At 71.6% G+C, this 26,266-nt stretch carries 19 protein-coding genes; 1 reads left to right on the forward strand and 18 read right to left on the reverse strand.

Annotation, left to right across the window (positions count from 1 at the left end; translation table 11 throughout):
• Positions 1 to 74 precede the first annotated feature (74 nt).
• The 11 genes from ACFU74_RS22230 to typA form a co-directional block, all read right to left on the reverse strand.
• On the reverse strand, positions 75 to 1,250 hold the full coding sequence (locus tag ACFU74_RS22230; RefSeq protein WP_380759357.1) for an ABC transporter ATP-binding protein: 1,176 nt from the start codon (positions 1,248 to 1,250) through the stop codon (positions 75 to 77).
• Entirely contained in the window at positions 1,240 to 2,292 is a 1,053-nt protein-coding gene (locus tag ACFU74_RS22235; protein WP_380759359.1) for an ABC transporter ATP-binding protein, read from the reverse strand. Before ACFU74_RS22235 ends, ACFU74_RS22230 begins: the two co-directional genes overlap by 11 nt.
• A 15-nt stretch (positions 2,293 to 2,307) precedes the next feature.
• Positions 2,308 to 3,222 carry an ABC transporter permease gene (locus ACFU74_RS22240; RefSeq protein ID WP_380759392.1) on the reverse strand — a complete coding sequence of 305 codons (915 nt, stop codon included), beginning with the start codon at positions 3,220 to 3,222 and terminating at the stop codon, positions 2,308 to 2,310.
• A 76-nt stretch (positions 3,223 to 3,298) separates the two neighbouring features.
• Entirely contained in the window at positions 3,299 to 4,225 is a 927-nt protein-coding gene (locus ACFU74_RS22245) for an ABC transporter permease (protein ID WP_380759361.1), read from the reverse strand.
• An 84-nt stretch (positions 4,226 to 4,309) separates the two neighbouring features.
• Positions 4,310 to 5,938, reverse strand: a complete 1,629-nt coding sequence (locus tag ACFU74_RS22250) for an ABC transporter substrate-binding protein (protein ID WP_380759363.1) — start codon at positions 5,936 to 5,938, stop codon at positions 4,310 to 4,312.
• A gap of 198 nt (positions 5,939 to 6,136) precedes the next feature.
• Positions 6,137 to 7,153 carry an ABC transporter ATP-binding protein gene (locus tag ACFU74_RS22255; RefSeq protein WP_380759365.1) on the reverse strand — a complete coding sequence of 339 codons (1,017 nt, stop codon included), beginning with the start codon at positions 7,151 to 7,153 and terminating at the stop codon, positions 6,137 to 6,139.
• On the reverse strand, positions 7,146 to 8,195 hold the full coding sequence (locus tag ACFU74_RS22260) for an ABC transporter ATP-binding protein (RefSeq protein ID WP_380759367.1): 1,050 nt from the start codon (positions 8,193 to 8,195) through the stop codon (positions 7,146 to 7,148). The genes ACFU74_RS22255 and ACFU74_RS22260 overlap by 8 nt, the downstream gene beginning before the upstream one ends.
• A 19-nt stretch (positions 8,196 to 8,214) precedes the next feature.
• Complete coding sequence (locus ACFU74_RS22265) at positions 8,215 to 9,150, reverse strand: ABC transporter permease (protein WP_380759369.1); 936 nt, start codon at positions 9,148 to 9,150, stop codon at positions 8,215 to 8,217.
• Positions 9,143 to 10,087 carry an ABC transporter permease gene (locus ACFU74_RS22270; RefSeq protein ID WP_380759372.1) on the reverse strand — a complete coding sequence of 315 codons (945 nt, stop codon included), beginning with the start codon at positions 10,085 to 10,087 and terminating at the stop codon, positions 9,143 to 9,145. The genes ACFU74_RS22265 and ACFU74_RS22270 overlap by 8 nt, the downstream gene beginning before the upstream one ends.
• A gap of 89 nt (positions 10,088 to 10,176) precedes the next feature.
• On the reverse strand, positions 10,177 to 11,811 hold the full coding sequence (locus ACFU74_RS22275) for an ABC transporter substrate-binding protein (RefSeq protein WP_380759374.1): 1,635 nt from the start codon (positions 11,809 to 11,811) through the stop codon (positions 10,177 to 10,179).
• A gap of 441 nt (positions 11,812 to 12,252) precedes the next feature.
• Positions 12,253 to 14,157: a translational GTPase TypA gene (typA, locus tag ACFU74_RS22280; protein ID WP_380759376.1), complete on the reverse strand. Its 1,905-nt coding sequence runs from the start codon at positions 14,155 to 14,157 to the stop codon at positions 12,253 to 12,255.
• A gap of 274 nt (positions 14,158 to 14,431) precedes the next feature.
• Here typA and ACFU74_RS22285 point away from each other — a divergent pair, with 274 nt between their 5' ends.
• Positions 14,432 to 15,544 carry a hypothetical protein gene (locus ACFU74_RS22285; protein ID WP_380759378.1) on the forward strand — a complete coding sequence of 371 codons (1,113 nt, stop codon included), beginning with the start codon at positions 14,432 to 14,434 and terminating at the stop codon, positions 15,542 to 15,544.
• Here the strand turns inward: ACFU74_RS22285 and ACFU74_RS22290 are convergent.
• The 7 genes from ACFU74_RS22290 to ACFU74_RS22320 all read right to left on the reverse strand — a co-directional run bounded on the left by ACFU74_RS22290 (position 15,541) and on the right by ACFU74_RS22320 (position 26,217).
• Positions 15,541 to 17,283 carry an ABC transporter family substrate-binding protein gene (locus tag ACFU74_RS22290; protein ID WP_380759380.1) on the reverse strand — a complete coding sequence of 581 codons (1,743 nt, stop codon included), beginning with the start codon at positions 17,281 to 17,283 and terminating at the stop codon, positions 15,541 to 15,543. The two genes, ACFU74_RS22285 and ACFU74_RS22290, sit on opposite strands and share 4 nt — an antisense overlap.
• A 94-nt stretch (positions 17,284 to 17,377) precedes the next feature.
• On the reverse strand, positions 17,378 to 19,984 hold the full coding sequence (locus ACFU74_RS22295) for a SpoIIE family protein phosphatase (RefSeq protein WP_380759382.1): 2,607 nt from the start codon (positions 19,982 to 19,984) through the stop codon (positions 17,378 to 17,380).
• 200 nt (positions 19,985 to 20,184) lie between these two features.
• Entirely contained in the window at positions 20,185 to 22,845 is a 2,661-nt protein-coding gene (locus ACFU74_RS22300; RefSeq protein ID WP_380759384.1) for a SpoIIE family protein phosphatase, read from the reverse strand.
• Positions 22,846 to 23,175: 330 nt separating this feature from the next.
• Positions 23,176 to 23,613, reverse strand: a complete 438-nt coding sequence (locus ACFU74_RS22305) for a (deoxy)nucleoside triphosphate pyrophosphohydrolase (RefSeq protein WP_380759386.1) — start codon at positions 23,611 to 23,613, stop codon at positions 23,176 to 23,178.
• A 34-nt stretch (positions 23,614 to 23,647) separates the two neighbouring features.
• On the reverse strand, positions 23,648 to 23,830 hold the full coding sequence (locus tag ACFU74_RS22310; RefSeq protein WP_380759388.1) for an SPOR domain-containing protein: 183 nt from the start codon (positions 23,828 to 23,830) through the stop codon (positions 23,648 to 23,650).
• Positions 23,831 to 23,852: 22 nt separating this feature from the next.
• Complete coding sequence (locus ACFU74_RS22315; protein ID WP_380759390.1) at positions 23,853 to 25,196, reverse strand: DUF4190 domain-containing protein; 1,344 nt, start codon at positions 25,194 to 25,196, stop codon at positions 23,853 to 23,855.
• Between the two features lie 145 nt (positions 25,197 to 25,341).
• On the reverse strand, positions 25,342 to 26,217 hold the full coding sequence (locus ACFU74_RS22320) for a methyltransferase domain-containing protein (protein WP_380759394.1): 876 nt from the start codon (positions 26,215 to 26,217) through the stop codon (positions 25,342 to 25,344).
• Between the last annotated feature and the right edge of the window lie 49 nt (positions 26,218 to 26,266).

A 26,266-nucleotide genomic window follows, 5' to 3' on the forward strand; every position in this document is an offset into this window, starting at 1 on the left:
GGGGGGGGGGGCCCCCCGCGGGCGCGCCCCCCCGGGGGGGCGCCCGCGCTCCGGCGACGGGGCGGGGCCCGGTGTCAACCGGTTTCCGGACCGCCCGGCTCCCCCTCGCCGCTGCCGGCCCGGTCGTTTCCGGTCCGGTCGTTGCCGGCCTGGTCAGTGCCTGCCTGCCCGCTGCCCGCCTGGTCGCGTTCGGCCGCGAAGTGGCAGGCCGACTCGTGTGCGGCCGAACCGCTCAGCCAGCCCGGTACGGCCAGCAGCGGGACCTCCACCGCGCACTTCTCCTGCGCCTTCCAGCAGCGGGTGCGGAAGCGGCAGCCGGACGGCGGGTTGGCCGGCGAGGGCACGTCACCGGTCAGCACGATCCGGTCCCGGCTCTCGCGCGCCGTCGGGTCCGGCACCGGCACCGCGGACAGCAGCGCCTGGGTGTACGGGTGCGTGGCGTGGTCGTAGATCTCCCGGTCGCTGCCGATCTCGACCAGCTTGCCGAGGTACATCACGCCGACCCGGTCGGAGATGTGCCGGACGATCGAGAGGTCGTGCGCGATGAACATGTACGAGAGGTTGAACTCGCTCTGCAGCTGCTCCAGCAGGTTGATCACCTGCGCCTGCACCGAGACGTCGAGCGCCGAGACGGGCTCGTCGCAGATGATGATCTCCGGCTTGAGCGCGAGGCCGCGGGCGATGCCGATGCGCTGGCGCTGGCCGCCGGAGAACTGGTGCGGGTACCGGTTGATGTACTCGGGGTTCAGGCCGACGACGTCCAGCAGGTCCTGGACGGCCTTGCGGCGGTCGCCCTTCGGCGCCACCTCGGGGTGGATCTCGAAGGGCTCCCCGATGATGTCGCCGACCGTCATCCGGGGGTTGAGCGAGGTGTACGGGTCCTGGAACACCATCTGGATGTTGCGCCGCACCGCCTTCAGCGCCGACCCGGAGAGCCGCGAGATCTCCTCGCCCTTGTAGCGCACCGAGCCGCCGGTGGCCGGCTCCAGGTTCATCAGCACCTTGGCCAGCGTCGACTTGCCGCAGCCCGACTCGCCGACGATGCCCAGCGTCTCCCCCTGCATCAGGTCGAACGAGACCCCGTCGACCGCCTTCACCGCACCGACCTGCTTCTTGAACAGCACGCCCTTGGTCAGCGGGAAGTGCTTGACCAGGTCCCTGACCTCCAGGATCGGCTCGCCGCGCGCCACCTCCTGCTCGAAGGCGGCCTCCACCGGCGACTCGACCGGGCCGGCCCCGTCAACGGTCATGGAGGGTCTCCTTCCAGAAGAAGCAGGCGCTGCCCCGCCCGGCCAGTTCGGTGCCGTCGTCCTCGGTGACCTGGAACAGCTCCGGCACCTGCTGCCGGCAGATGTCCTGGGCGCGCGGGCAGCGCGGGTTGAACGCGCAGCCCGGCGGGATCCGCAGCAGGTTGGGCGGCAGCCCCTTGATCGCGTACAGCTCCTGGCCCTTCTGGTCCAGGCGTGGGATCGAGTCCAGCAGCCCGCGGGTGTACGGGTGCGCCGGGCGCGCGTAGAGCTCGTGCACCGGGGCCGTCTCCACGATCCGGCCCGCGTACATCACCGCGATCTTGTCCGCGACGTCCGCGACCACGCCCAGGTCGTGGGTGATCAGGATCAGGCCCATGTGGTACTCGGCCTGGAGCTCCGCGAGCAGGTCCATCACCTGGGCCTGCACGGTGACGTCCAGCGCGGTGGTCGGCTCGTCCGCGATGATCAGGTCCGGCTCCAGCGCCAGCGCCATGGCGATCATGATGCGCTGGCGCATACCGCCGGAGAACTGGTGCGGATAGTCGTTCACCCGCTGCCCGGCGGCGGGGATGCGCACCCGCTCCATCAGCTCGACGGCCTTCTCCTTGGCCGCTCTGCGCGAGGTGCCGTGGTGGGCCCGGAACATCTCGCCGAGCTGGAACCCCACGGTGAGCACCGGGTTGAGCGAGGAGAGCGCGTCCTGGAAGATCATCGCGATCTTCTGCCCGCGGACCTTCCGCCGCGTCTCCTTGTCCATCTTCAGCATGTCCTCGCCCCGGAAGCGGATCTCGCCCCGGGGGATGCGGGCCGGGGGCATGTCGAGGATGCCCATGATCGCCTGGGCGGTCACCGACTTGCCGGAGCCCGACTCGCCGAGCACCGCCAGCGTCTCCCCGGCCCGGACGCTGTAGTTGACCCCGTTGACCGCCTTCGCCACCCCGTCCCGCGTGACGAACTCGACGTGCAGGTCGCGGACGTCGAGCAGCGGCCCCTCGTAGGGCGCCTCCCGCCGGTCCTTGCCGGTATCGACTGCTGTGGTCACGATGCGTCCCCTCGCTCAGCGCAGCTTCGGGTCGAGGGCGTCGCGCACCGCGTCGCCCAGCATGATGAAGGCCAGCACGGTGATGGAGAGCGCCGCGGCCGGGAAGAACAGGACGAACGGGGCGGTGCGGATCACCTTCTGGGCGGAGGAGATGTCGATGCCCCAGGAGATGGTCGGGTCCTGGAGGCCGATGCCGAGGAAGCTCAGCGTCGCCTCGGTGGCGATGTAGCCGCCCAGCGCGATGGTCGCCACCACGATCACCGGGGCGACCGCGTTCGGCAGGATGTGCCGGAACATCAGCCGGCCGGTACCGGCACCGAGCGCCTTCCCGGCCACCACGAAGTCGGACTGCTTGACCGTCAGCACCGCGCCGCGCATGACGCGGGCGATCTGGGTCCAGCCCAGCACGCCGAGCGCGATGACCACGCTCCACACCGTGCGGGTGGCGAAGGCGTTCAGCAGCACCAGCGCGCCGAGCAGCAGCGGGATGCCGAAGAAGATGTCGATGATCCGGGAGAGCAGCGCGTCCACGGTGCCGCCGAAGTAGCCGGCCACCATGCCGGTCAGCCCGCCGAGCAGGGTGACCGTGGCGGTGACGAAGATGCCCACGGTGATCGAGGCCCGGGCGCCGTAGACCACCCGGGCGTAGATGGAGCGGCCCTGCCCGTCGTAGCCGAACCAGCCGGCGCCGAAGAAGTCCGTCCAGTCCGGCCGCTTGAGGTAGTTGTTGACCAGGTCGGCCTTGCGCGGATCGGCGTCGGTGAACGCCCCGGGGAAGACCGCCATCACGATCAGCAGCAGGATCAGCACCGCCGAGATCAGGAAGATCGGCCGCCTGCGCAGGTCGCGCCAGGCGTCGCCCCAGAGGCTGCGGGCCTCCTCCCGCTTCTCCGGGTCGGGCTCGACCAGGGTCTCCTGCTCGACCGCCATGCCCTGCTCACCGGCGTAGTCCAAGTGGTCCACCCCCGGTTTGGGATGCGGCTCGAAGGAGTCCTCGTCGTGGATGTCAGGCATAGCGGATCCTCGGGTCCAGGACCGCGTAGAGCAGGTCGACGACGAGGGAGGCCACCAGGTAGACGATCACCAGCACGGTGACGATGCCGACCACGGTCGGCCCCTCCTTCTGGTTGATCGCCCGGTAGAGGACGTTTCCGACGCCCTGCACGTTGAAGATGCCCTCGGTGACGATCGCGCCGCCCATCAGCGCGCCGAGGTCGGTGCCGAGGAAGGTGACCACCGGGATGAGCGAGTTGCGCAGCAGGTGCCTGGTGACGATGGTGCGCCGGGGCAGGCCCTTGGCCACCGCGGTGCGCATGTAGTCGGCCCGCAGGTTCTCGCCGATGGAGGTGCGGGTGAGCCGGGCGACGAAGGCGAGCGAGAGCGAGCCCAGCACGATCGCCGGGAGGATCAGCTGGGAGAGGTCCCTGGAGTCCTGGACGGTCGGGGTGACCCAGCCGAGGTTGGTCGCGAAGACGGTCTGGGCGATGTACGCGAGGACGAAGACCGGGATGGAGATCACCAGCAGGGTGAGGATCAGCACCAGGGTGTCCTGCACGCTGCCGCGCTTCAGGCCGGAGACCAGGCCCAGCAGCAGGCCGAAGACCATCTCGAAGGCGAAGGCCAGCAGGGCCAGCCGGATGGTGACCGGGAAGGCGTCCGCCATGATGTCGGAGACCGGACGGCCGGTGAAGCTGGTGCCGAAGTCCCCCTGGAAGAGGTTCCCCATGTAGTGCAGGTACTGCTTCCAGATCGGCTGGTCCAGGTAGTACTTGTGCTTGAGGTTGGCCACCACGGCGGGGTCCGCGGCCTTCTCCCCGAACAGCGCCGCGACCGGGTCGCCCGGCAGCGTGTAGACCATCAGGAAGATCAGCAGCGTGGTGCCGAAGAACACCGGGATCATCTGCAGCACCCGCCGCAGCACGTAACTGCCCATTCGAGCCTCCTTCCTGGAGACGTGATCGAGTGCCCGGGCCCCGCCCTCCGTGCGGAAAGGACGGGGCCCGCGCGGGACGACTCGTCAGCCCGTGACCTCGACCTGGGTCCAGGCCGGGTTGCCGAAGGAGTCGAACTTCACGTTCTGGACCCTGGTGGAGTAGCCCGAGGTGGTGCGGTAGTACCAGAGCGGGATGGCCGGCATGCCGCTCGCCAGCACGGCCTCGGCCTGCTGGTAGCCGGTCACCGAGTCGCCGACGCTGGCGGCCTGGTCGGCCTGGGTGGCGAGCTGGTCGAACTGCGGGTTGCTGTAGCCGAAGTCGTTGGACGCGGCTCCGGTGCGGTACACGTCGGCGAGGAAGTTGGCGTTCAGGGGGTAGTCCTGGACCCAGCCGGTGCGGAAGGCGCCGTTGATCTGGTGGCCGGTGATCGCGGCGCGGGCGGTCTTGAAGTCCGGCTTCGGGTCGCCCACGCAGTCCACGCCGGTGCTCTGCCGGATCGAGTTGCAGACCGCGTCGACCCACTCCTTGTGGCCGCCGTCCGCGTTGTAGGTGATGGTCAGCCGGTTGCCGGGGACGCCGCCGCCCTCGGTGATCAGCTGCTTGGCCTTGGTCGCGTCGAACGTGCAGAACTCACCGCACTGGCCGTCCTTGTAGCCCTCGACGCCCTCGGCCACCCAGGCGGTGGCCGGCTTGCGCGAGCCCTGGAGCACCGTCTTGGTGATGGTGTCCCGGTCGATCGCCATCGACAGGCCCTGGCGGACCTTCGCCTTGTCCGGGGAGGCCCAGTCGGCCTGGTAGAGGGTGAAGCCGATGTTCTGGATGGCGCCCTGCGGCTCGTCGACCGCCCGGTCGCCCAGGTCGGCCTTGTAGGTGGCCAGGGCGGAGGGCGGCACCTGGTCCATCACGTCCAGGTTGTTGGACTGCAGGTCCGCGTAGGCGGCCTCGGCGGTGCTGTACATCTTGAAGACGACACCGCCGTTCTTCGGCTTGTCGACGCCCTGGTAGCCCGGGTAGGCCTTGGTGACCACCTGCTGGTTGTGGTCCCAGCTGACGAACTGGTAGGGGCCGTTGCCGACCGGCTTCTGCCCGTACCCGGAGGGGTCGCCGAAGAAGGCGTCCGGCAGCGGGGAGAAGGCGATGTAGCCGAGCTTGTACTCGAAGTACGAGACCTTGCCGCTCAGCTTGACGGTGAAGTGCAGGTCGTCCGTGACGGTCAGCCCGGACATCTTGTCCGCGGTCGGCTGGCCGCTCGCCGGGTGGACGTCCTGGTAGCCCTCGATGTCGGAGAACCAGGAGCTGTTGATCTGGTTGTTTGCGGTGCTCGCGCCCCAGTTCCAGGCGTCCACGAAGTTCTTGGCGTGCACCGGCGTGCCGTCGTGGAACGTCCAGCCGTCCTTCAGCGTGACGGTGAAGGTCTGCGAGTCGCTGGTCTCGATCGTGTCCGCGACCTGCATCCGGATCTTCGCGTTCGAGGGGTCGTAGTCGACCAGCCCCTTGAACAGGTTCTGAATGATGCGCCCGCCACCGGTCTCGTTGGCGTTGGCCGGCTGCAGCGGGTTCTGCGGCTCGCTGCTCTGGTAACTGAAGGTCTTGCTGCTGTCCGACGAACCGCTGCTGCCGCCCCCGTCGCTGTCGTTGCTGCATCCGCCGGCCACCAGGGCCACGGACGTCGCTGCGGCGAGGACCCATCGAGCACGGGTGGCCACGGGCATGAAGGTCCCTCCTCAAGGTGTGTGACGCATCACACCCCATGAGAAGGTCGCCCGCCCGGCGGCGCGAGCTGGGGACCCCCGGACGGGTGCACCTTCCGTGACCGTTGTTGACGCCCCGGCGGACCGGGCGCGCGAACGCCGGAGGGGCCCGTCGCCGTGAACGGCGGCGGGCCCCTCCGGGCGGGACCGGGCGGGCGGTCAGACCGCGGCCGTCTCCCGGACGGCGGCGAAGTGGCACGCCGACTGGTGCTTGGCCGGGCCGCTCAGCACCTCGGGCACCGCGAGCAGCGGGACCTCGGTCGAGCAGCGCTCCTCCGCCTTCCAGCAGCGGGTGCGGAAGCGGCAGCCGGACGGCGGGTTGGCCGGCGAGGGGATGTCACCGGTCAGGATGATCCGGTCGCGGTTGGCGCGCGCCTCCGGGTCCGGCACCGGGACGGCGGAGAGCAGCGCCTGGGTGTACGGGTGGGTGGCGTTCTCGTAGATCTCCTCGTCCGTGCCGATCTCGACCATCTTGCCGAGGTACATCACGCCGACGCGGTCGGAGATGTGCCGGACGATGGAGAGGTCGTGGGCGATGAACATGTAGGAGAGCTCGAACTCGTTCTGGAGCTGCTCCAGCAGGTTGATCACCTGGGCCTGGACGGACACGTCGAGCGCGGAGACCGGCTCGTCGCAGATGATGACCTCCGGCTTGAGCGCGAGGCCGCGGGCGATGCCGATGCGCTGGCGCTGGCCGCCGGAGAACTGGTGCGGGTACCGGTTGATGTACTCGGGGTTCAGGCCGACGACGTCCAGCAGGTCCTGGACGGCCTTGCGGCGGTCGCCCTTCGGCGCCACCTCGGGGTGGATCTCGAAGGGCTCGCCGATGATGTCGCCGACCGTCATGCGCGGGTTGAGCGAGGTGTACGGGTCCTGGAACACCATCTGGATGTTCCGGCGGACGGCCTTGAGGGCCGCGCCGGACAGCTTGGAGATGTCCTCGCCCTTGAACAGCACCTGGCCGGAGGTGGCCCGCTCCAGGTTCATCAGCACCTTGGCCAGCGTGGACTTGCCACAGCCGGACTCGCCGACGATGCCGAGCGTCTCGCCCTTCCCCAGCTCGAAGGAGACGCCGTCGACGGCCTTGACGGCGCCGACCTGCTTCTTGAACAGGATGCCCTGGGTCAGCGGGTAGTGCTTGACCAGGTCCTTGACCTCCAGGATGGGCTCAGCCATGGAGGGTCTCCTTCCAGAGGTGGCACGCGCTGCGGCGGCCGGTGAGCTCCTTGCCGTCCTTGTCGGTCACCTGGTGCAGCTTCGGGATCTCCGTGCGGCACAGGTCGGTGGCGACGTCACAGCGGGGGTTGAACGCGCAGCCGGCCGGAACCTTCAGCAGGTTCGGGGGCAGGCCCTTGATCGCGTACAGCTCCTGGCCCTTCTGGTCCAGGCGCGGGATGGAGCGGAGCAGGCCCTTGGTGTACGGGTGCGCCGGGTTGGCGTACAGCTCGTGCACCGGGGCGGTCTCGACGATCCGGCCGGCGTACATCACGGCGATCTTGTCCGCGACGTCGGCGACCACGCCGAGGTCGTGGGTGATCAGGATCAGGCCCATGTTGTACTCGGCCTGGAGCTCCGCGAGCAGGTCCATCACCTGGGCCTGGACGGTGACGTCCAGGGCGGTGGTGGGCTCGTCGGCGATGATCAGGTCGGGCTCCATGGAGAGCGCCATGGCGATCATGATGCGCTGGCGCATACCGCCGGAGAACTGGTGCGGGTAGTCGCTGACGCGCTGCTTGGCGGCGGGGATGCGCACCCGCTCCATCAGCTCGATCGCCTTCTCCCGGGCCTCCTTCTTGGAGGCGCCGCGGTGCACCCGGAACATCTCGCCGAGCTGGGCGCCGACGGTCATCACCGGGTTGAGCGAGGAGAGCGCGTCCTGGAAGATCATCGCGATCTTCTGGCCGCGGATCTGCCGGCGCTCCTCGTCCTTCATCGTGAGCATGTCCTGCCCGCGGAAGAGGATCTGGCCCTGGGAGATCTTGCCGGGGGGCATGTCGAGGATGCCCATGATGGTCTGGGCGGTCACCGACTTGCCGGAGCCCGACTCGCCGAGCACCGCCAGGGTCTCACCGGCGGCCACGGAGTAGTTGACGCCGTTCACGGCCTTGGCGACGCCGTCCCGGGTGTGGAACTCCACGTGGAGGTCCTTGACCTCCAGCAGCGGGGTGCCAACCTCCAGGCGGCCGCTCTTCTGGTTCTTCTCGATCACGGTGGTCATCGGGTCGTCACCTCTTCTCTCAGCGGAGCTTCGGGTCGAGGGCGTCGCGCACCGCGTCGCCGAGCATGATGAAGGCCAGCACGGTGATGGACAGCGCGGCCGACGGGAAGAGCAGGACGTGCGGCGCGTCCAGGAAGCGGACCGAGGCGTCGCTGATCATCAGGCCCCAGGAGATCTGCGGCGGCTGGACGCCGATGCCCAGGTAGGACAGGGCGGCCTCGGCGCCGATGTAGACACCCAGGGAGATCGCGGCCACGACGATGACCGGCGCGATGGCGTTCGGCAGGATGTGCCGGAAGGTGATCCGGCCCGAGCCGGCGCCCAGCGCGCGGGCGGCCATCACGTAGTCGTTGTTCTTGTTGGCCAGCACGGAGGCGCGCATGATGCGGAAGATCTGCGGCCAGCCGAGGACGGCCATCACCAGCGAGACGCTGTAGGCGTTGCCGGCCCACGGGATCATCGACATGATCAGCATGCCGCCGAGCAGCAGCGGGATCGAGAAGAAGATCTCGGTGAAGCGGGACAGGATCGAGTCGACGATCCCGCCCTTCCAGCCGGCCCAGAGGCCGAGCAGGGCGCCGACCACGGTGACCACCAGGGTGGTCACGATGCCGACGATGATCGAGTTGCGGGCGCCCCACACCGTACGGGTGTAGACGTCGCAGCCCTGGACGTCGAAGCCGAACCAGTGGTCCGCACTCGGCCGCTTCAGGGAGTCAGCCAGGTCGCAGGCGTCGCCGTCGAACGGGCTGCCCTTGGTGAACAGGCCCGGCGCGATCGAGATGACCAGGAGGAAGAAGACCAGCACGGCACCGATGATGAAGACCGGGTTGCGGCGCAGGTCGCGCATCGCGTCGGTCCAGAGGCTGGCGACGCGCTCCGGCTTCTCGGTCTTGGCCTTCGGCTGGTTGTCCTCGGGCTGGGTCTCGGCGCCCTTGGTGATGGTGTCACTCATAGCGGATCCTCGGGTCGAGCACGGCGTACAGCAGGTCCACGAGCAGGGTGGTGACCAGGTAGATCAGCACCAGCAGCGTGACGACGCCGACGATGATCGTGCCCTGCTTCTGGTACACGGACTGGGCGAGCAGACCGCCGATGCCGTGGATGTTGAAGATCTTCTCGGTGATGACCGCGCCGCCCATCAGACCGCCGAGGTCGGCACCCAGGAAGGTGACGATCGGGATCAGCGCGTTGCGCAGGGCGTGCCGGCCGACCACCCGACGGCGCTTCAGACCCTTGGCGACCGCGGTACGGACGTAGTCCGTGCGCATGGTCTCCATGAGGCTGGTGCGGGTCAGACGGGCGACGTAGGCCAGCGACAGCGAGGCCAGCACCAGGGCCGGGAGCAGGTAGGCGCGGAGCCCGTCCTCCTCGTTGAACGAGACCGCGAAGATCTCGATGCCGTAGTCGTTCTTCAGCTTGACGCCGAGCACCAGCTGGAGCACGAAGCCGGTGACGAAGACCGGGATCGAGATGACCAGCAGGGTGCTGATGAGGACCAGCTGGTCCAGGAACTTCCCCTTGCGCAGGGCCGCCAGCACACCCGCCGCGACACCGATGACCGCCTCGAAGACGAAGGCGACCAGAGCGAGATTGACGGTGTACGGGAACGCCTCGCCGATCATCTCGCTCACCGGGCGACCGGTCAGGCTCTCGCCCAGGTCACCCTGGAAGACGCCGGTGATGTAGTTCCAGTACTGAACGATGAACGGGTCGTTCAGGTGGTACTTGTTGCGGATCATCTCCGCGACGATCGGGTCGGCTCGCTTCTCGCCGGCCAGCGCCTGCACCGGGTCACCGGGCAGCGAGAACACGACGAAGTAGATCAGGAATGTCGCACCGATCAGAACAGGGATCGCCTGTATCAGTCGGCGGATCACATAGCGGCCCATCAGACCTCCACACTTTCGGACAAGGAAGGGAGGCGGGCGGAGCCGGACTGTGGTCCGGTCCACCCGCCCCCTATCGTCTGCGTCTCAGATCAGCCGGCGAGCTCGACCTCGTCCAGGTTCATGCGACCCTGGGCGTCGGTGTCGAAGTTCTTGATCTTCTTGGAGTACGCGGCGGAGGACATGTAGGTGTAGACCGGGATGTACGGCAGCTCCTGGATCAGGATGTCGTCGGCCTGCTGGTACAGCTTCTGACCCTCCTCCGGAGTCTTCGCCTGGTCGGCCTGGTCCAGCAGCGCCTCGAACTGCTCGTTGACGTAACCGCCGTAGTTCGAGCCGTTCTCGATCGCGACCTTGGAGAAGATCGGACGCAGGTAGTTCTCGATCGACGGGTAGTCCATCGACCACGCCATGCGGAAGCCGCCGGAGTACTGCTTGTCGCCCAGCGCGTCCAGGATCTTGCCGAACTTCTCGAACGGCTTGGTGGTGACCTCGACGCCCAGGTTCTTCTTCAGCTGGTTGGCGACGGCCTCGATCCACTCCTTGTGGCCGCCGTCGGCGTTGTAGCCCAGCTCGATGGTGTTGCCCGGGACGCCGCCGGCCGTGTCGAAGAGCTGCTTGGCGGCGGCCGGGTCGTACTTGGCCGCGTCGCCCATGGCGCCCTTGCGGTAGCCCGGGATCAGCGGGTTGATGAAGTCATCGGCCGGGACGCGGGTGCCCGAGAAGATGGTCTTGGTGATCGCCTCGCGGTCGATCGCCATCGAGATCGCCTTGCGGATCTCCGGCTTGCCGTAGGCGGCCGGGTTGGTGGCGATCGGGAAGCCGATGTAGCCGACGCCCGACTCCGGCTTGTAGATGTAGCGGTCGCCGAACTCGCCCTTGACCGTGCCCATGGCCGAGATCGGGAGCTTGTCGGTGGCCTGGATGTTGTCGGCGCGCAGGTCGTTGTACGCCGTCTCCAGCTTGTCGTAGATCTTGAAGGTGACGCCCTGCAGCTTCGCCTTGCCGTCAGCGGCCGGGAAGTTGTCGTAGCGCTTGACCTTGATCTGCTGGTTGTGCTCCCACTTCCCGTCCATCTGGAACGGGCCGTTGCCGATCGGGGCCTCCTCGAAGGACTTCTTGTCCTGGAAGAAGGCCTTCGGCAGCGGGTAGAAGGCGTTGTAGCCCAGCATGGTCTTGAACTGGGAGAACGGGTTGGTCAGGGTGACGGTGAAGGTCTTGTCGTCGACGACCGTCAGGCCCTTGAGCTTGTCGGTGGCCGGCTTCTTGTCCTTGCCCGGGGCCAGGTCGGCGGAGCCGTCGATCTTGGCGAAGAACGGCAGGCCCTCGGCCGCGTTGTCCTGGTTGGCACCCCAGTTCCAGGCGTCCACGAAGGACTGGGCGGTGACCTTCTCGCCGTTGTGGAAGGTGTAGCCGTCCTTCAGCTTGATCGTCCAGACCTTGCTGTCGGGGGACTCGATCGACTCCGCGACGCGCAGCTTCGGCTCGTTGGTCTTGTTGTCGTACTCGACCAGGCCGGCGAACAGCGCGTTCAGGACCTCGGCACCCTCGGACTCCGCGGTGTTCTGCGGGATCAGACCGTGCTGCGGCTCACCGAGCTGGACAGCGATCGTGCCGCCGCCGGAGGCAGCCTTGTCGTCGCTCTTCGAGCTGGTGCTGCAGGCGGTCGCCGCGAGGGCGATCGCGGTCGCCGCGACGATCCACTTGGTCTGGGTTGCACCACGCATGGGGGGATGCCTCCTGAATTCGACTTTCCAACGAGGAGGGCACCGCGGGGAGGTTGGTCCGGTCCGCCGTGCCGTCCGCGCTCGTGGTTTCGGCGCGCACCCCTGCGCGTTAACCCTTGACCCGAGCCTGACTGCACCCACTATGTGTCACGCACGGACACGAAAGTGACCACTGCCGATCTCAATTAGGTCACATGAACGGTCGGTAAGTTTCGAAAATCGGACATAAGAGACATACTCAGACAGGCATCAACCGGACAGTCGTCATGAATGACGGACTGTCACGTTCGCTCAGCGGACACCTTGGCGTGGTAGGCGCTATTCCGTTTATACGCGCGTCGACAGCGTGGAGTAGTTGAAAAAGTTCGCCCCCCTCTCCATCGGAAAGGGGGGCGAACGTTTCCGGCCAAAGCACCGCCGGAGGGGCTCAGAACGCCTTGATCACGCCTTCTTGGCGCGCGAGGCGGTACGGCCACGGTCCTTCTGGTCGAGCACGACCTTACGGATGCGAACCGTCTCCGGGGTCACCTCGATGCACTCGTCCTCGCGGCAGAACTCCAGCGACTGCTCCAGCGAGAGCTTGCGCGGCGGGACGATCGACTCGGCGACGTCGGCGTTCGACGACCGCATGTTGGTGAGCTTCTTCTCCTTGGTGATGTTGACGTCCATGTCGTCGGCGCGCGAGTTCTCGCCGACGATCATGCCCTCGTACACCTCGGTGCCCGGGTCGCAGAAGAGCACGCCGCGCTCCTGGAGGTTGGTCATCGCGAAGGCGGTGACCACACCGGCCCGGTCGGCGACCAGCGAGCCGTTGTTGCGGGTGGTCAGCTGGCCGAACCACGGCTCGTGGCCCTCGTGGATCGAGTGCGCGATGCCGGTGCCGCGGGTGTTGGTCAGGAACTCGGTCCGGAAGCCGATCAGACCGCGGGACGGGACGACGAACTCCATCCGGACCCAGCCCGAGCCGTGGTTGGACATGTTGTCCATCCGGCCCTTGCGGATGCCCATGAGCTGGGTGACGGCACCCATGTGCTCCTCGGGCACGTCCACGGTCAGGCGCTCGACCGGCTCGTGGGTCTTGCCGTTGACCTCCTTGGTGACCACCTGCGGCTTGCCGACGGTGAGCTCGAAGCCCTCGCGGCGCATGGTCTCGATCAGGATGGCCAGCGCCAGCTCACCGCGGCCCTGCACCTCCCAGGCGTCCGGGCGCTCGGTGTCCAGGACGCGCAGCGAGACGTTACCGATCAGCTCGCGGTCCAGGCGGTCCTTCACCTGGCGGGCGGTGACCTTGCGGTCGACCCGGCCGGAGGACTTGGCGTCCGCGCCCTTGCCGCTGCCGCCCCGGCCGACCAGCGGCGAGGTGTTGGTGCCGATGGTCATCGAGATGGCCGGCTCGTCCACCGTGATCAGCGGCAGCGCGATCGGGTTCTCCGGGTCGGCCAGGGTCTCGCCGATCATGATGTCGGAGATGCCGGCGACGGCGCAGATGTCACCGGGGCCGGCGACCTCGGCCGGCTTGCGGGTGAGCGCCTCGGTCATCAGCAGCTCGGAGATGCGGACGTTGGAGATGGTGCCGTCGCGCTTGATCCAGGCCACCGTCTGGCCCTTGCGCAGCTCGCCCTGCTCGACGCGGAGCAGCGCGATGCGGCCGAGGAAGTTGTCGGCGTCCAGGTTGGTGACGTGGGCCTGGAGCGGGGCGTCCGCGTCGAAGGTCGGGGCCGGGACGTGCTCCAGGATGGTGGAGAAGAACGGCTCCAGGTTGTCGCTGTCGCCGGGAACGGTGCCGTTCTCCGGCTTGGTCAGCGAGGCGACGCCGTCACGGGCGCAGGCGTAGACGATCGGGAACTCGATCTGGTCCTCGTCCGCGTCCAGGTCGAGGAAGAGGTCGTAGGTCTCGTTGATGACCTCGTCGATCCGGGCGTCCGGACGGTCGGTCTTGTTGATGCAGAGGATGACGGGCAGCCGCGCGGTGAGCGCCTTGCGGAGCACGAAGCGGGTCTGCGGCAGCGGACCCTCAGAGGCGTCGACCAGCAGCACGACCGCGTCCACCATCGACAGGCCGCGCTCGACCTCGCCACCGAAGTCGGCGTGGCCCGGGGTGTCGATGATGTTGATGGTGATCGGCGCGCCACCGTCCTTGGGGTGGTACTTGACCGCGGTGTTCTTCGCGAGAATGGTGATGCCCTTCTCGCGCTCCAGGTCGTTGGAGTCCATCATCCGGTCGTCCAGCTGCTGGTGGGCGGCGAAGGCACCGGCCTGCTTGAGCATGGCGTCGACCAGGGTGGTCTTGCCGTGGTCGACGTGGGCGACGATAGCGACGTTACGGATGTCGTTGCGCGTGGGCATGCCTAGCGGATTCTCCCGGAATCGTGGGTTACGGCGCCCGGCTGCGTGACGCGCACTTGCGGCCCCTCGGCCGCCACCACCCGTTCCGCCTGCTACTACCGGTCCACCCGCCGGGCAGGACATGCCACGGCTTCCTCCTATGGTACGGGGAACCGCCCAGCTCGGCCGAAACGGGCACTGCGCGCGGGACCAAGATCACAGGTCGGTCACTTCCCCTTCACCCGGCGCACGCCGTGGGCCAGGGTGTGCACCTGTGAAAAGACTGCGCTCGCTGGTGACCTGGTTGATCGTCCTCGCCGGTCTCATCCTCATCCTGGGCTCGGACGGAGCCGACCGGGACAACGCCCTCCGCCACGGCCTCGCGTTCGTGCTCGGCAGCGCGGTGCCCCGGACGTCCGCGGAACTCTGGGTGCTGCTGACCGGGCGGTTCGGCGGCAAGCGGGTGCTGTCGGTCGTCGTCGGCTCGGGCCGGGTGGCCGCCGCGGCGACGGTCGGCGGGGTGCTGTTCGAGCTCCGGCGCTTTCCGACGGCGCTGCGCATCTTCTGGGTGATCGACTCCGGTCGGCTGGTCCGGCTGCGGCTCTGGCTCTCGGCCGTGCTGCTGACCGCCGGCCCGGCAGCGCTCGCCTGGTGGCTCTGGACCTCCGACCAGCGGTTCGCGGCCGGCGGCATCGCCCTGGCGCTCGTCGTCCGGATCGTCCGCGGGTTCGGGGACCCCTACTGCTTCGGCTCCCAGCTGCTGCGGCTGCCGTTCCAGCCGTCGTCCGTCGTCCCCGCCTCCGAGGCCGGGTTCCGGGCCACCGCCGCCCTCCTCCAGGGCCGGTTCTCCGCGGCCAGGGAGGCCGCCCCCCTGATGGCACCGGAGGACAACCCCGGGGTCACCCGGGCCAAGCTCGCCCTCGGCGACGGCCACTACGCCGAGGCCGAGGAGCGGGCCCGCGCGGAGCAGGCCGCACAGCACCATCCCGTCCTCCTGGTGGAGGTCGGCCTGGTGCTGACCAGTGCGATCGTCGGGGCGGGGGACTCCGGCGGTCTGCCCCCGACCAGCGCGCTGCCGCGGCTGATGGCCGCCGTGCAACTGTTCGGCGGCGACCCGCGGATGCTGGAGCTGAGCGTCCCCGCCCTGATCGACCTGGCCCGGTGGGAAGGGCGCCCGGACGACGCGGTGGCCCTCGGGCTCAAGCAGCGCGGCCTGCACCGCTCGCTGATCTGGCGGGCCGAGTCGAGCTGTGCGCTGGCCGCCGCGCTCGGCGCCGCCGGCCGGATCGACGAGGCGCGCGAGGCGCTCGCCCGGGCCCGCAAGGAGTGCCCGGAGCTGGCCCGGACCGCGCTGGTCGAGCGGCAGCTGGCGGACTGGTCCGCCGCCCTGCCCGTCGAGGTCCGTTAGGGCGCCGACCAGCCCAGGTCCTGGAGGCGCGGGCGGGCCAGGCCCCAGACGCCGGCGCCCGCCACGCCGTTCCGCACCGCCATCAGCTCCGGGCGCTGGAAGAGCGGCACCGAGTGGCCCAGCTGCCAGATCCGCACGTCGGCCTCCTGGAGCAGGGAGCGGCGGGCGGCCGGGTCCGCCTCGGCGGCGGCGCGGTCGAAGAGGCGGTCGATCTCCTCCGACCCGGCGCGCGCGTAGTTGCGGCCGGCCACCGGGACGCCGTCCGGGCCGGGACGGGGCTTGGCGTAGACGGGCCGCTGCCGGCCGGCCGGGCCGGGGCCGGCCGGCCAGCAGAACAGGGCGAGGTCCCAGTCCCCGGCCGCCAGGCGGTCGCGGACGAAGTCGTCCGCCGGCGCCTCGGCGACCCGGACCGCCGCCCCGGCCGCGCCGAGGTCCGCCGCCACCGCGTCGGCCGCCCGCCGGAGGGTCGCCGAACCGGCCGGGACCAGCAGGGTGAGCGCCAGTTCACGGCCGCCCCGGGCCCGGGTGCCCCCGGTGGCGGGGCGCTTCCAGCCGGCCGTGTCCAGCATCCGCCCGGGATCGGCGCCGCCCAGCGCGTCGGCGTCGTCCCGGTAGCCGGGCTGGTCGCCGGCCAGCAGGTGGTGGCCGAGCGGCGCGGCGGGCAGCCCGAACGGGGTCAGCGCGGCGTCGGCGGCGTGCCGGCGGTCGACGGCCCGGGCCAGCGCTCGGCGCAGCACCGGGTCGGTGAGCGTCTCGCGGGCGGCGTTCAGGGTGAGCTGGGCGAGGCCGGTCCCGGCGGCCCGGTGCAGGGTGACGCCGGGCAGCGCCCCGGCCAGGCGCAGCGCCTCGGCGGGGTCGGCCCCGGCGTGCTCGACCGCGGTGGTCAGCGGGGCGAGGTCCAGCCGGCCCCGGGCCAGTTCCTCGGTCCGCCGCTCGGCCGGGACGGCGAGGAACTCGATCCGGTCCGCCTTGGCCGGCTCGCCCCACCAGAACGGGTTGCGGACCAGGGTGGCCCTCCCGCCCGCCGGGTCGTACCCGTCGACCAGGAACGGGCCGGCGGTCGGGTGGGCGGTGCCGCCGGGCAGCGCGCGGCCGAAGGCGGCGGCGGTGGCGGTCTCGGCGGCGGGGTAGAGCGGGCCGAACAGGGCCTGCCACTCGCCGCAGGGCTGCCGGAAGGTGACCTTGACCTCGTGCGGGTCGGCGCCCTGGACGATGGAGTCGACGGCCGCGTAGCCGGCGGGGCCGGCGGCGGGGTGGGCGGGGTCGAGGCCGGAGAGCGCGGCCCGCTGGGCGATCAGGTCGGCGGCGGAGAGCGGGGTGCCGTCGCTCCAGACGGCGAGCGGGTTGAGGTGGTAGGTGACCACCTGGGGCAGCTGTCCGGGCGGGGTGGACTCGGCGGCGGTGAGGTAGTCCGGGTCCGGCGTCCACTCGCCGTGCGCGTCCGGCCGGAACAGCGCGGGGTAGAGGGCGTGCGCGATCAGCGCGGAGTCGGCGGTGGCGGCGGGCTGATGGACGTTCAGGGTGGCCGGGACGGAGTCGACGGCCCAGCGCAGGGTGCCGCCGTCGCGGACGGCGTCCCGGTCGGCCGGGTTGACGTCCCCGGTGACGACGGCCGGGGCGGGCGGCGCGGGGTCGGGCGTCCGGCCGCTGAGGGTCGGGACCGGGCCGCCGAGGCAGCCGGCCGTGGCACCGAGGGCGAGCAGCAGCGCGGCGGCTGCGACGGGGGGGCGGGCGCGCATGGCGGCCATCGAACGCCGCCCCCGCACGCCCGGCGGCCCCGACACGGCGCCGCACCCGACGATGCACCCGGTCAGCGGTACGCGGGACCGCCCCCTACAGCCCCAGCTCGAACCAGACGATCTTGCCCTTGGGGGTGCGCCGGCTGCCCCAGCGTTCGGCGAGCAGGCTGACCAGCTGGAGGCCGCGCCCGCCCTCGTCGGTCTCGTGGGCGCGCCGCTGGCGGGGCTGGGCGTAGCCGTCGTCCCAGACCTCGCACACCATGGTCCGGTCGCGCAGCAGCCGCAGCCGGATCTCGCCCCGGCCGTGCCGCAGCGCGTTGGTGACCAGCTCGCTGACCAGCAGCTCGGTGGTGTCGACCAGCTCGTCCAGGCCCCGGGCGAGCAGCCAGCTGCACGCGGCCTCGCGGGCCTTGGCGACCGAGGTGGGCTCGGGCGGCAGGAACCACTGGCCGACGGCGTCCGCCGGGAAGGCGTGCACCTTGGCCATCAGCAGCGCGATGTCGTCCTCGCCGTGGTGCGGGTTGAGCTCGCCGAGGACGTGGTCGCAGAGGTCCTCCAGGCCCTTGCCCCCGTCGGAGAGCGCGGTGCGGAAGGCCTTCAGGCCCTCGTCCAGCTGGTGCTTGCGGCTCTCCACCAGGCCGTCGGTGTAGAGGCCGAGCACGGCGCCGTCCGGGAGGGTCAGCTCGACCTCCTCGAAGGGCTCGCCGCCGACGCCGAGCGGCAGGCCGGGCGGGACGTCCAGCATCCGGGCCGGCTCGCCGGGGCCGAGCAGGACGGGCGGCAGGTGGCCGGCGTTGGCGAAGGTGCAGCGGCGGGTGACCGCGTCGTACACGGCGTAGACGCAGGTGGCCAGGTAGACCTCGCGGGCCTCCTCGTCGGCGGTGGAGGTGAGCCGCCCGTACGGGTTGGAGCGGCCGGTCGGGGCGGTGTCGTCGCCGAGGCCGCGGGCGATCTCGTCGAGCGCGGCCAGCACCTCGCCGGGCTCCAGGTCGAGCATCGCCAGGGTGCGCACGGCGGTGCGCAGCTGGCCCATGGCGACGGCGGCGCGCAGGCCTCGGCCCATGACGTCGCCGATGACCAGGGCGGTGCGGTTGCCGGGCAGCGGGATGACGTCGAACCAGTCGCCGCCGACCTCGGTGTTGTTGTTGCTCGGCAGGTAGCGGCAGGCGATCTCCAGGCCGCTGGCGACCGGGTTGCCCGGGGGCAGCAGGCTGCGCTGGAGGATCAGCGCGCGCTCGTGCTCGCGGCGGTAGAGCCGGGCGTTGTCGATGCAGACGGCGGCGCGGGCGACGAGTTCCTCGGCGATCGCGACGTCGCGGGCGTCGAAGGGCTCGCTGCCGATCGCCCGGGAGAGCTGGACCAGGCCGAGCACCTGGTCGCGGGCGACCAGCGGGACGATCAGCGTGGAGCGCAGCAGCGGGTCGGGGCCGGGCTCGGGGACGACGCTGCGGCCGGTGCGCAGCGCCCGGGCGTGCGGGGAGCGGCGCGGGTAGCAGAGGGTGCCGCCGGCCTCGGCGATGGGCAGGCCGGTGACCGAGCCGAGCACCGAGGAGGCGCCGCCGACCACGCTGGAGACGGCGACCCGGCGCAGTTCGCCGCTGCCGTCGGTGAGCACGTTGTCGCCGAGCCGGCCGGCGCTGGGCACGGTCTCGCCGGAGAGCAGCGCGGTGTAGAGGTCGACGGTGGCGAGGTCGCAGAACGGCGGGACGACGACGTCCAGCAGTTCCTTGGCGGTGGTCTCCAGGTCGAGGGTGGAGCCGATGTGGGCGCTGGCCTCGTTGAGCAGCGCGAGGTTGCGGCGCACGCCGTCGGCCTCGCGTTCGGCGACGTGCCGGCTGGTGACGTCGGAGACCTGTCCGGCGACGCCCATCGGCTGGCCGGCCGCGCCGTTGAGGCGGTAGAGCGAGACGGCCCAGAGCCGGTTGCCCTCGCGGGTCGGGACGGCGGCGTGGAAGCGCAGGTCGAAGACGGGCTCGCCGCTGGCGAGGACCTTGCGCAGGGCGGCGGTGAGCCGGTCGGCCTCGGAGCCGGGGAAGATGTCGTGGGCGGTCAGGCCCTCCAGGTCGGTGGGGGCGAGGCCCATCCCGGAGGCGAAGGCGTCGTTGACGCGCTGGAGGCGGAGCCGGTCGTCGAAGAGGACGAAGCCGGTCGGGGTCTGGCCGAAAACCGCCTCGGAAGCGGCCAGATCCGTCTCGATCCGGCGCAGCCGGCCGAGGTCGACCGCGAGGCACGTGGCGCCGGCGGCGGGCAGCTCGCTGTCCGGCATGAGGTACAGCTCGGCGAGGCCCTCGCCGCCGTCGGCGTGCCGGTACGGGGTGGTGCCGACCCACTCCTCGCCCGCCAGGGTGCGCTCCAGCCTGGCACGGCCGCGCTGCCAGAGCTCGCGCGGGACGAAGGTGGTCACCGGGTCAGCGCCGACCGCCTCCACGGCGGGGACGCCGAAGAACTCGGCCGCGCGGTCGCTCCACTGGCTGATCCGGCCGTCGGGGCCGATCGCGAAGGTGGCGACCCGGATGTAGTCGTAGATCGAGCCCGGATCACCGGCACCCCACCGCTGCTCCCCGGTCGCCGGCCGCGGGGCGCGGGCGGGTGCGGGCAGATGGCGGTGGGCAGGGGCGGGCACGTGTTGGGCGCCGGCCTGCCCGGGTACAGCGGCATGACCGCTGTTGCTCGGCGCACTGCGCGCCGGGGTGCTGTTCACGGACCGACCCCTCCAAACCCGCGACCGTCCGGATGTCGAGAAGACCGAGTATTCATCATCGAGGGGTACGTTCACACGCCCTCAACATCACAACATCAGATCGGGCGAAGGTTTTTGTCCTACCGCCCGCGCAACCACAATGCCACGCTCGCGCCCCCTGCCGGGGCGCGCGCTCCCCCGGACCCTTCCCGCCGCCCCGTTCAGCCCCCGGCCGCCTCCGCCTCCGGGGTGCCCGGCAGCGCCTGCTCGAACCAGACCACCTTGCCCATCCCCTCGGCCCTGGCCCCCCAGTGCAGGGCCAGCATGGTCACCAGCTCCAGCCCGCGTCCGCCCTCGTCCGCCTCGGCCGCGTGCCGCTCGCGCGGCGGGTCCGGCAGCGGGTCGGAGATCTCCACCAGCAGCGTCTCGCCGAGCGTCAGCCGCACCCCGATCGGCGCGCTGGCGTACCGGACTGCGTTCGTGACCAGCTCGCTGACCAGCAGCTCCGCGGTGTCGGTGAGTTCCTCGACGCCCCACTCGGCCAGCGTCGCGCGGACCAGTCGGCGGGCCCGGGAGACGGCGGTCGGCTCGGCGGGCAGGGTCCAGCCCGCCGTGGGGGTGCCGGCCTGCCCGTGGCCGAGCCGGGCCAGCAGCAGCGCCACGTCGTCCGGCTCGCGGCCCTGCTCCATGGTGTCCAGCACCGCCTCGCAGGCCGCCTGGATCGACGCGTAGGGCTCCTGGAGCACCGTGAGCAGCCGGCCGAGGCCCACGTCGAGGTCCTTGTCCCGGGACTCCACCAGGCCGTCGGTGCACAGCGCCAGCAGGCTGCCCTCGGGGATCTTCAGCTCGACGGCCTCGAAGGGGACGCCGCCGACGCCGAGCGGGGCGCCGGAGGGCAGCTCCAGGATCCGGCCGGCGCCCCCGGGCAGCGGGCCGCCGTTGCGGGTCGGCCCGTCGGCGCCGTCGCCCGGCACCACCAGGACCGGCGGGATGTGGCCGGCCTTGGCGGCGGTCAGGGTTGCGGTGGCCGGGTCGAACACCGCGTAGACGCAGGTGGCGAGCAGCGCCTCGTCCGGGCCCTGGGCGAGGTCGTCGGCCAGCTCGTGGACGTGCCGCAGCAGCACGTCCGGCGGCAGGTCGAGGGCGGCCAGCACGCGGACGGCGGTGCGCAGCCGGCCCATCGTCGCGGCGGCCCGCAGGCCGTGGCCCATCACGTCGCCGACCACCAGCGCGGTCCGGTCGCCGGGCAGCGGGATGACGTCGAACCAGTCGCCGCCGACCTCGGTGCCGCTGCTGCCGGGCACGTACCGGTAGGCGACCTCGACGCCGGTGGGCTGCGGGACCTGCTGCGGCAGCAGGGTGCGCTGGAGGGTGAGGGCGGCGGTGCGCTCGCGGGCGTACAGCCGGGCGTTGTCCAGCGAGGAGCCGGCCCGGTCCGCCAGTTCGACGGTGAAGGCCAGGTCGTCCCGGTCGAAGCCCTCGCGGTAGCCGGCCCGGCTGACCAGCAGCAGGCCGATCACGATGCCGCGGGCCCGCAGCGGCACCACCAGCATCGAGTGCACGCCCAGGTCGTGCGCGGCCTGCATCTTCGGGTCGCCGGCGTAGGTGACGTCGCTCAGCTGATCGGCGCCGGAGAGCAGCTCGGGCACGCCGGTGCGCAGCACCCGGCCGCAGGCGGAGTCCTCGGCGAAGGTGATCCGGGCGCCGCGCCGCAGCATCACCTCCACCTCGGGGCCGTCCTGGACGGAGGCGGTGCCGAGCTGGAGCAGCGAGGTGCGGCGGTCATGGCCGTGCCGGGGCAGGTCGTCACCGTGCGCGACGGCCTGGAGCAGGATGACGGCGGCGTGGTCGGTCAGTCTCGGCACCACCGCGCTCGCCAGCTCCTGCGCGATCCGCGAGGCGTCCAGCAGGTCACCGACCCGGGAGCCGAACTCGTTGAGCAGCGAGAGGCGGCGGCGGGCGTGCTCGACCTTCGCCACCGCCCGGTAACGCTCGGTGACGTCCATGACGGTGCCGGAGATGCCGAGGACCCGGCCGGCGCGGTCGGTCATCCGGCTGTAGGAGATCGAGCGGTAGCCGGAGCGGGCGGTCACCGGCGAGGCGAGGGTGACGTCGATCACCGGCTCGCCGGTGGCCAGCACCTGGCGCTGGATCGCGGTGATCTCGTCGGCGGCCCGCTCGGGCAGGGTCTCGCCGACGGTACGGCCGACGTGGTCCTCCGGCGTGACGCCGTTCATCTCGGCCAGGGTCCGGTTGACGGCGGTGTAGCGCAGCTCGGTGTCGAGGATCGCGATGCCCAGCGGGGACTGCTCGAACAGCGCGTCGCGCACCGCGAGGTCCCGCTCCACCGCCCGGACGGCCTCCGCCTCGGCCAGGTTGACCTGGAGGAACGGGGTGCCGTCGCCGTCCACCAGGAGCGAGATCCGGGCGTCCACCAGTACCGGGGCGCCCTCGCGGTCGCGCAGCTCGGCCGGCCCGGACCAGCGGCCGTGCCGCAGGGTGTCCTGGATCGCGGTCCGGACCCGGGCCACCTGGTCCTCGTCGGGGACCAGCTCGTCGATCCGGCGGCCGACCAGCAGTTCGTTGGGCCAGCCGAGCAGTTCCTCGGCGGCCGGGCTCCAGAGCACCACGCGGCCGGCGGTGTCGAGGATCGCGATGGCCACCCGGACCACGTCGAAGAGGCTGCCGCCCTCCACGCGCTCGCCCGCGGCGCCGGGGGCCTCCGGGACGGCGCGCGGGCCACCGGGGAACGGCCGGCCCGGACGGCTGCGCAGGCCCGCGCGGGGGGCCGCGTCGGGCACCGTGAGTGACGGGGCGGGCTGCACCGGCCGGGCGGACGCCGCCCCGTCGGGCACGCCCTCGCCGCGGCGGCGGTTCAGCACGCGGTCCGCGCCGCGGCGCAGCCGGGCGCGGGCGCCGGCGCCTCCCCCCGCGCCCGCCCGTCTCGCTCCCCCGCCCCCGTACCCGCTATTCGACACCGACGGGGCCTCCGGCTCTGCTCGGATCGGCGTCGCCGGCTGGGACGGCTCACCGATGGTGACGAATAGTGCCGAAAAGTGACATACCCAGCAGGACCAAGGCTATCCCGCCATAAGCACCGGCTTTTCCGATTTGCCCGATCCGTCGCTCCCACGCGTCGTTCCCGGGCGCGGGCCGGCGGCGCGCCGGTGCGGGCCGGTACCATCCGGGCCGCACCGCCCGGGCACCCGGCTTCAGGGGGCGGCGAGCAGCCGGGCGACCTCGGGGAGGACCTCGCGGTCGTGGTCCAGCCACTCGACGTCGGCCAGCTCGGCGGGGCCGAGCCAGCGCAGCTCGTCGTGGTCCTGCAACGGCCGCGGGTCCCCGGCGAGCAGTTCGGCCGCCCAGAGCCGCAGTTCCAGGCCCGGGCGCACCAGCCAGGCACCGGGCAGCCGGGTGAGCGCCCGGGCGCGGACGCCCAGCTCCTCCATCAGCTCGCGTTCCAGCGCCTCGGTCTCGCTCTCGCCCGGTTCGGCCTTGCCGCCCGGGAACTCCCAGCGTCCCGCCACCTCGGCGGGCGCGCTCCGCCGGGCGGCGAGCACCCGCCCCCGGTGGATCAGCGCGCCGCCGACGACGATCCGGTTCTCCGCTGCGCCGCCGGCCGAGGCCGGACGGTCGGTGGTCCTGTCCATGGAGCTCGACTCTAAGGGCCTCGGAGCACGGCCGTCAGTCGCGCGGGCCCCTGGCCCCGGAGGCGCCGGCGGACTCGGCCTCGACCCAGTACAGCTGCTTGTGGCCGCGCGCCTCGAACTCGGCGGCGATCCGCTCGGCCGCCTCCCGCCCGATCCCCCCGACGACCAGGAAGCGGTTGCCGTTGTCGTCCTGCCGCATCACCCGGTAGGTGTCCATGCCGTCCAGGTTAGGCCCGGCCTCAGACCCGGATGTCGGAGGCCTGCTCGCCGGTCGACAGCCCGAGTTCGCGCCGGATCTCCACCGCGAGGGCGCTGCTCCTGGCCGACAGCGCCTGCGCCTTGCGGACCTCGCGGACCAGCGTCTGCTCGTCCGCGGACTTGGCGGCGGCGTCCCAGGTGTTGGCGGCCTCCAGCTTGACCGTGCCCAGCTCGATCAGCTTGGTCCTGGCCCCGGCCGGCCAGTCGACGCCGTTGGCCGACAGGTCGGTCACCTCCTTGCGGCAGGCGGTGGCCATCGTCTTCGCCCAGGTCCGGTACTCGGCCGGGTCCTCGTCGACCTCGCCCTCCGGCTGGGCGCCGAGCGCGCCGTTGTAGGCCTGCACGGCGTCCAGGTAGGTGCGCTGGGCCTGGGTGAGCTTGGTCCGGTCGGTGCGGACGCTGCCCGTGTGCATCCTGGTGTCGTCCTGGAAGGTGCAGGTCACCCGGCGGTCGCCGGACGCCCAGCCCGCGATGCTCGGGTAGTAGTAGGAGCCGCCCATGCCCTCGGGGACGAGCCAGGAGTCGAGGGCGTAGTCGTCGCGCACCGGGGTGCAGAGCCGGGACGCCTTCTCGCCGGCCTCGCGCTGGCCGGGGTAGTCGCCGCCGCTGCCCGCGAGGCTGGTGAAGCCGGCGACCTCGCCGTGGTGCGGCGAGGTGCAGGGCACCACGTGCACCCAGTAGACGCTCGCGGAGTCGGCGTCCCGCCCGGGGCTGAACGGCGGCTGGTTGAAGCAGTCGCCGGTCACCAGGTCCTCGATCGACACCGACCCCTTCGGGCCCAGCCGGCCGTCCGCGTACTTCCGCTCCTCCAGGCCGATCGCGGCCAGGCCGATGAACGCGATCAGCGTCACGATCACCCCGAGGACACCGGTGACCAGACCGGTGACCGCCATGCCGCGGCCCTTCTCGTTCCGCCTGGGGATCTGGACCAGGGCGACGATCGAGAAGGCGAGCGCCAGCGGCCACAGGCAGAGCAGGCCGGTGATCAGGGCGGCGACCGAGAAGCCGTTGGTGGTCGCCGGGGCGGCGGGGTAGGCGAATCCGGGCTGGAAGCCGGACTGGGCACCGGGGACGACGGCCGCCCAGCCGGTGGCGCGGGGCTGGTCGGGGGCGGGCGGCGGCGGGCCGACGGGGGCGGCCGGAGCGGCGGGCGCCGCCCAGGGGTCGGACACGTGCCCGGGCCCGGGCACGTACGCGGGCTCGGCTGCGGACACCGGGGCCGGCTCGGGGGTCGGCTCGGGCACGGGCACGGCCGCCGGCTTGGTCAGCTCGACCCGCTCGACCGGCTCGGGTGCGGCGGCGGCGTCGGACTCGGGCGTGGACACGTGCGATCTCCCCCGGCCCGCAGGAGGCGGGCGACAGCTCGGCGGGTACGGGAACAGGCGCGCGACTCTACCGGATCTTGTGAACCACCCGCGCACCATTTCCCCGCCGCACGAACCATCCCCTCACCGCAACGCCACGCCCCGGTCAGCGCCGGGCCAGCACCTCCCCGTGCACCATCGAGAACCACCCGTCCCCGGCGGCCGCCCACTCCCGCCACCCGGCCGCCATCCGGGCCAGTCCGGCCTCGTCCGCGTACCCCTCGGCCACCGCCGTCCGCGCGATGGCGGAGTCCGTGATCCGGTCGGCCCACATCCCGCCCCACCACGCGCGCTGCCCGGGCGTCGCGTACGTCCAGGTGCTCGACGTGGCGGCGACGTCGGTGAAGCCGGCCGCCCGGGCCCAGGACAGCAGCCGCCGTCCGGCGTCCGGCTCACCGCCGTTGTCCCGGGCGATCCGGCGGTACAGCTCCAGCCAGCGGACCAGTTCGGGCGCCTCCGGGTACCAGACCATGGTCGCGTAGTCCACGTCCCGGGCCGCGACCACGCCGCCCTCGGCGGTGACCCGGCGCAGCTCGCGCAGCGCGCCGACCGGGTCGGCCACGTGCTGCAGCACCTGGTGGGCGTGCACCACGTCGAACTCCCCGTCCGCGTAGGGCAGCCGGTGCACGTCGGCGACCTCGAACACGACGTTGGAAACGCCCCGCCCGGCGACGAACGCGGCGGCCGTCTCCAGCACCTCGGCGGAGGCGTCCGCGGCGACCACCCGGCCGTCCGGCCCGACCAGTTCGGCCAGGTCGGCGGTGATCGTGCCGGGGCCGCAGCCGATGTCCAGCACGGCCTGCCCCGGCCTCAGCCGGTCGCGCAGGTAGGCGGCGGAGTTGCCGACGGTCCGGGAGCGGTGCGAGCGCAGCACGGACTCCTGGTGGCCGTGGGTGTAGACGGCGGTCTCTTTCGGCATGACGGCGTCCTCTCTCGGTACGGCGGTTGCGCACTGCGACCACCGTACGCCGTCATGTCGGATGGTGAGATGGGCGTCTTGGGATGCGGACAGGGTGTGGATGGCGGGTGTG

The organism is Kitasatospora sp. NPDC057500 (assembly GCF_042802195.1).
Taxonomy (GTDB): domain Bacteria; phylum Actinomycetota; class Actinomycetes; order Streptomycetales; family Streptomycetaceae; genus Kitasatospora.

Bases quoted from the DNA above. Each gene is read 5' to 3' on its own strand.
- ACFU74_RS22230 (WP_380759357.1), bottom strand. From the start codon at position 1,250: ATGACCGTTGACGGGGCCGGCCCGGTCGAGTCGCCGGTGGAGGCCGCC.
- ACFU74_RS22310 (WP_380759388.1), bottom strand. From the start codon at position 23,830: ATGGACACCTACCGGGTGATGCGGCAGGACGACAACGGCAACCGCTTC.
- ACFU74_RS22290 (WP_380759380.1), bottom strand. From the start codon at position 17,283: ATGCGCGCCCGCCCCCCCGTCGCAGCCGCCGCGCTGCTGCTCGCCCTC.
- typA (WP_380759376.1), bottom strand. From the start codon at position 14,157: ATGCCCACGCGCAACGACATCCGTAACGTCGCTATCGTCGCCCACGTC.
- ACFU74_RS22305 (WP_380759386.1), bottom strand. From the start codon at position 23,613: ATGGACAGGACCACCGACCGTCCGGCCTCGGCCGGCGGCGCAGCGGAG.
- ACFU74_RS22260 (WP_380759367.1), bottom strand. From the start codon at position 8,195: ATGACCACCGTGATCGAGAAGAACCAGAAGAGCGGCCGCCTGGAGGTT.
- ACFU74_RS22250 (WP_380759363.1), bottom strand. From the start codon at position 5,938: ATGCCCGTGGCCACCCGTGCTCGATGGGTCCTCGCCGCAGCGACGTCC.
- ACFU74_RS22270 (WP_380759372.1), bottom strand. From the start codon at position 10,087: ATGGGCCGCTATGTGATCCGCCGACTGATACAGGCGATCCCTGTTCTG.
- ACFU74_RS22275 (WP_380759374.1), bottom strand. From the start codon at position 11,811: ATGCGTGGTGCAACCCAGACCAAGTGGATCGTCGCGGCGACCGCGATC.
- ACFU74_RS22245 (WP_380759361.1), bottom strand. From the start codon at position 4,225: ATGGGCAGTTACGTGCTGCGGCGGGTGCTGCAGATGATCCCGGTGTTC.
- ACFU74_RS22265 (WP_380759369.1), bottom strand. From the start codon at position 9,150: ATGAGTGACACCATCACCAAGGGCGCCGAGACCCAGCCCGAGGACAAC.
- ACFU74_RS22255 (WP_380759365.1), bottom strand. From the start codon at position 7,153: ATGGCTGAGCCCATCCTGGAGGTCAAGGACCTGGTCAAGCACTACCCG.
- ACFU74_RS22240 (WP_380759392.1), bottom strand. From the start codon at position 3,222: ATGGCGGTCGAGCAGGAGACCCTGGTCGAGCCCGACCCGGAGAAGCGG.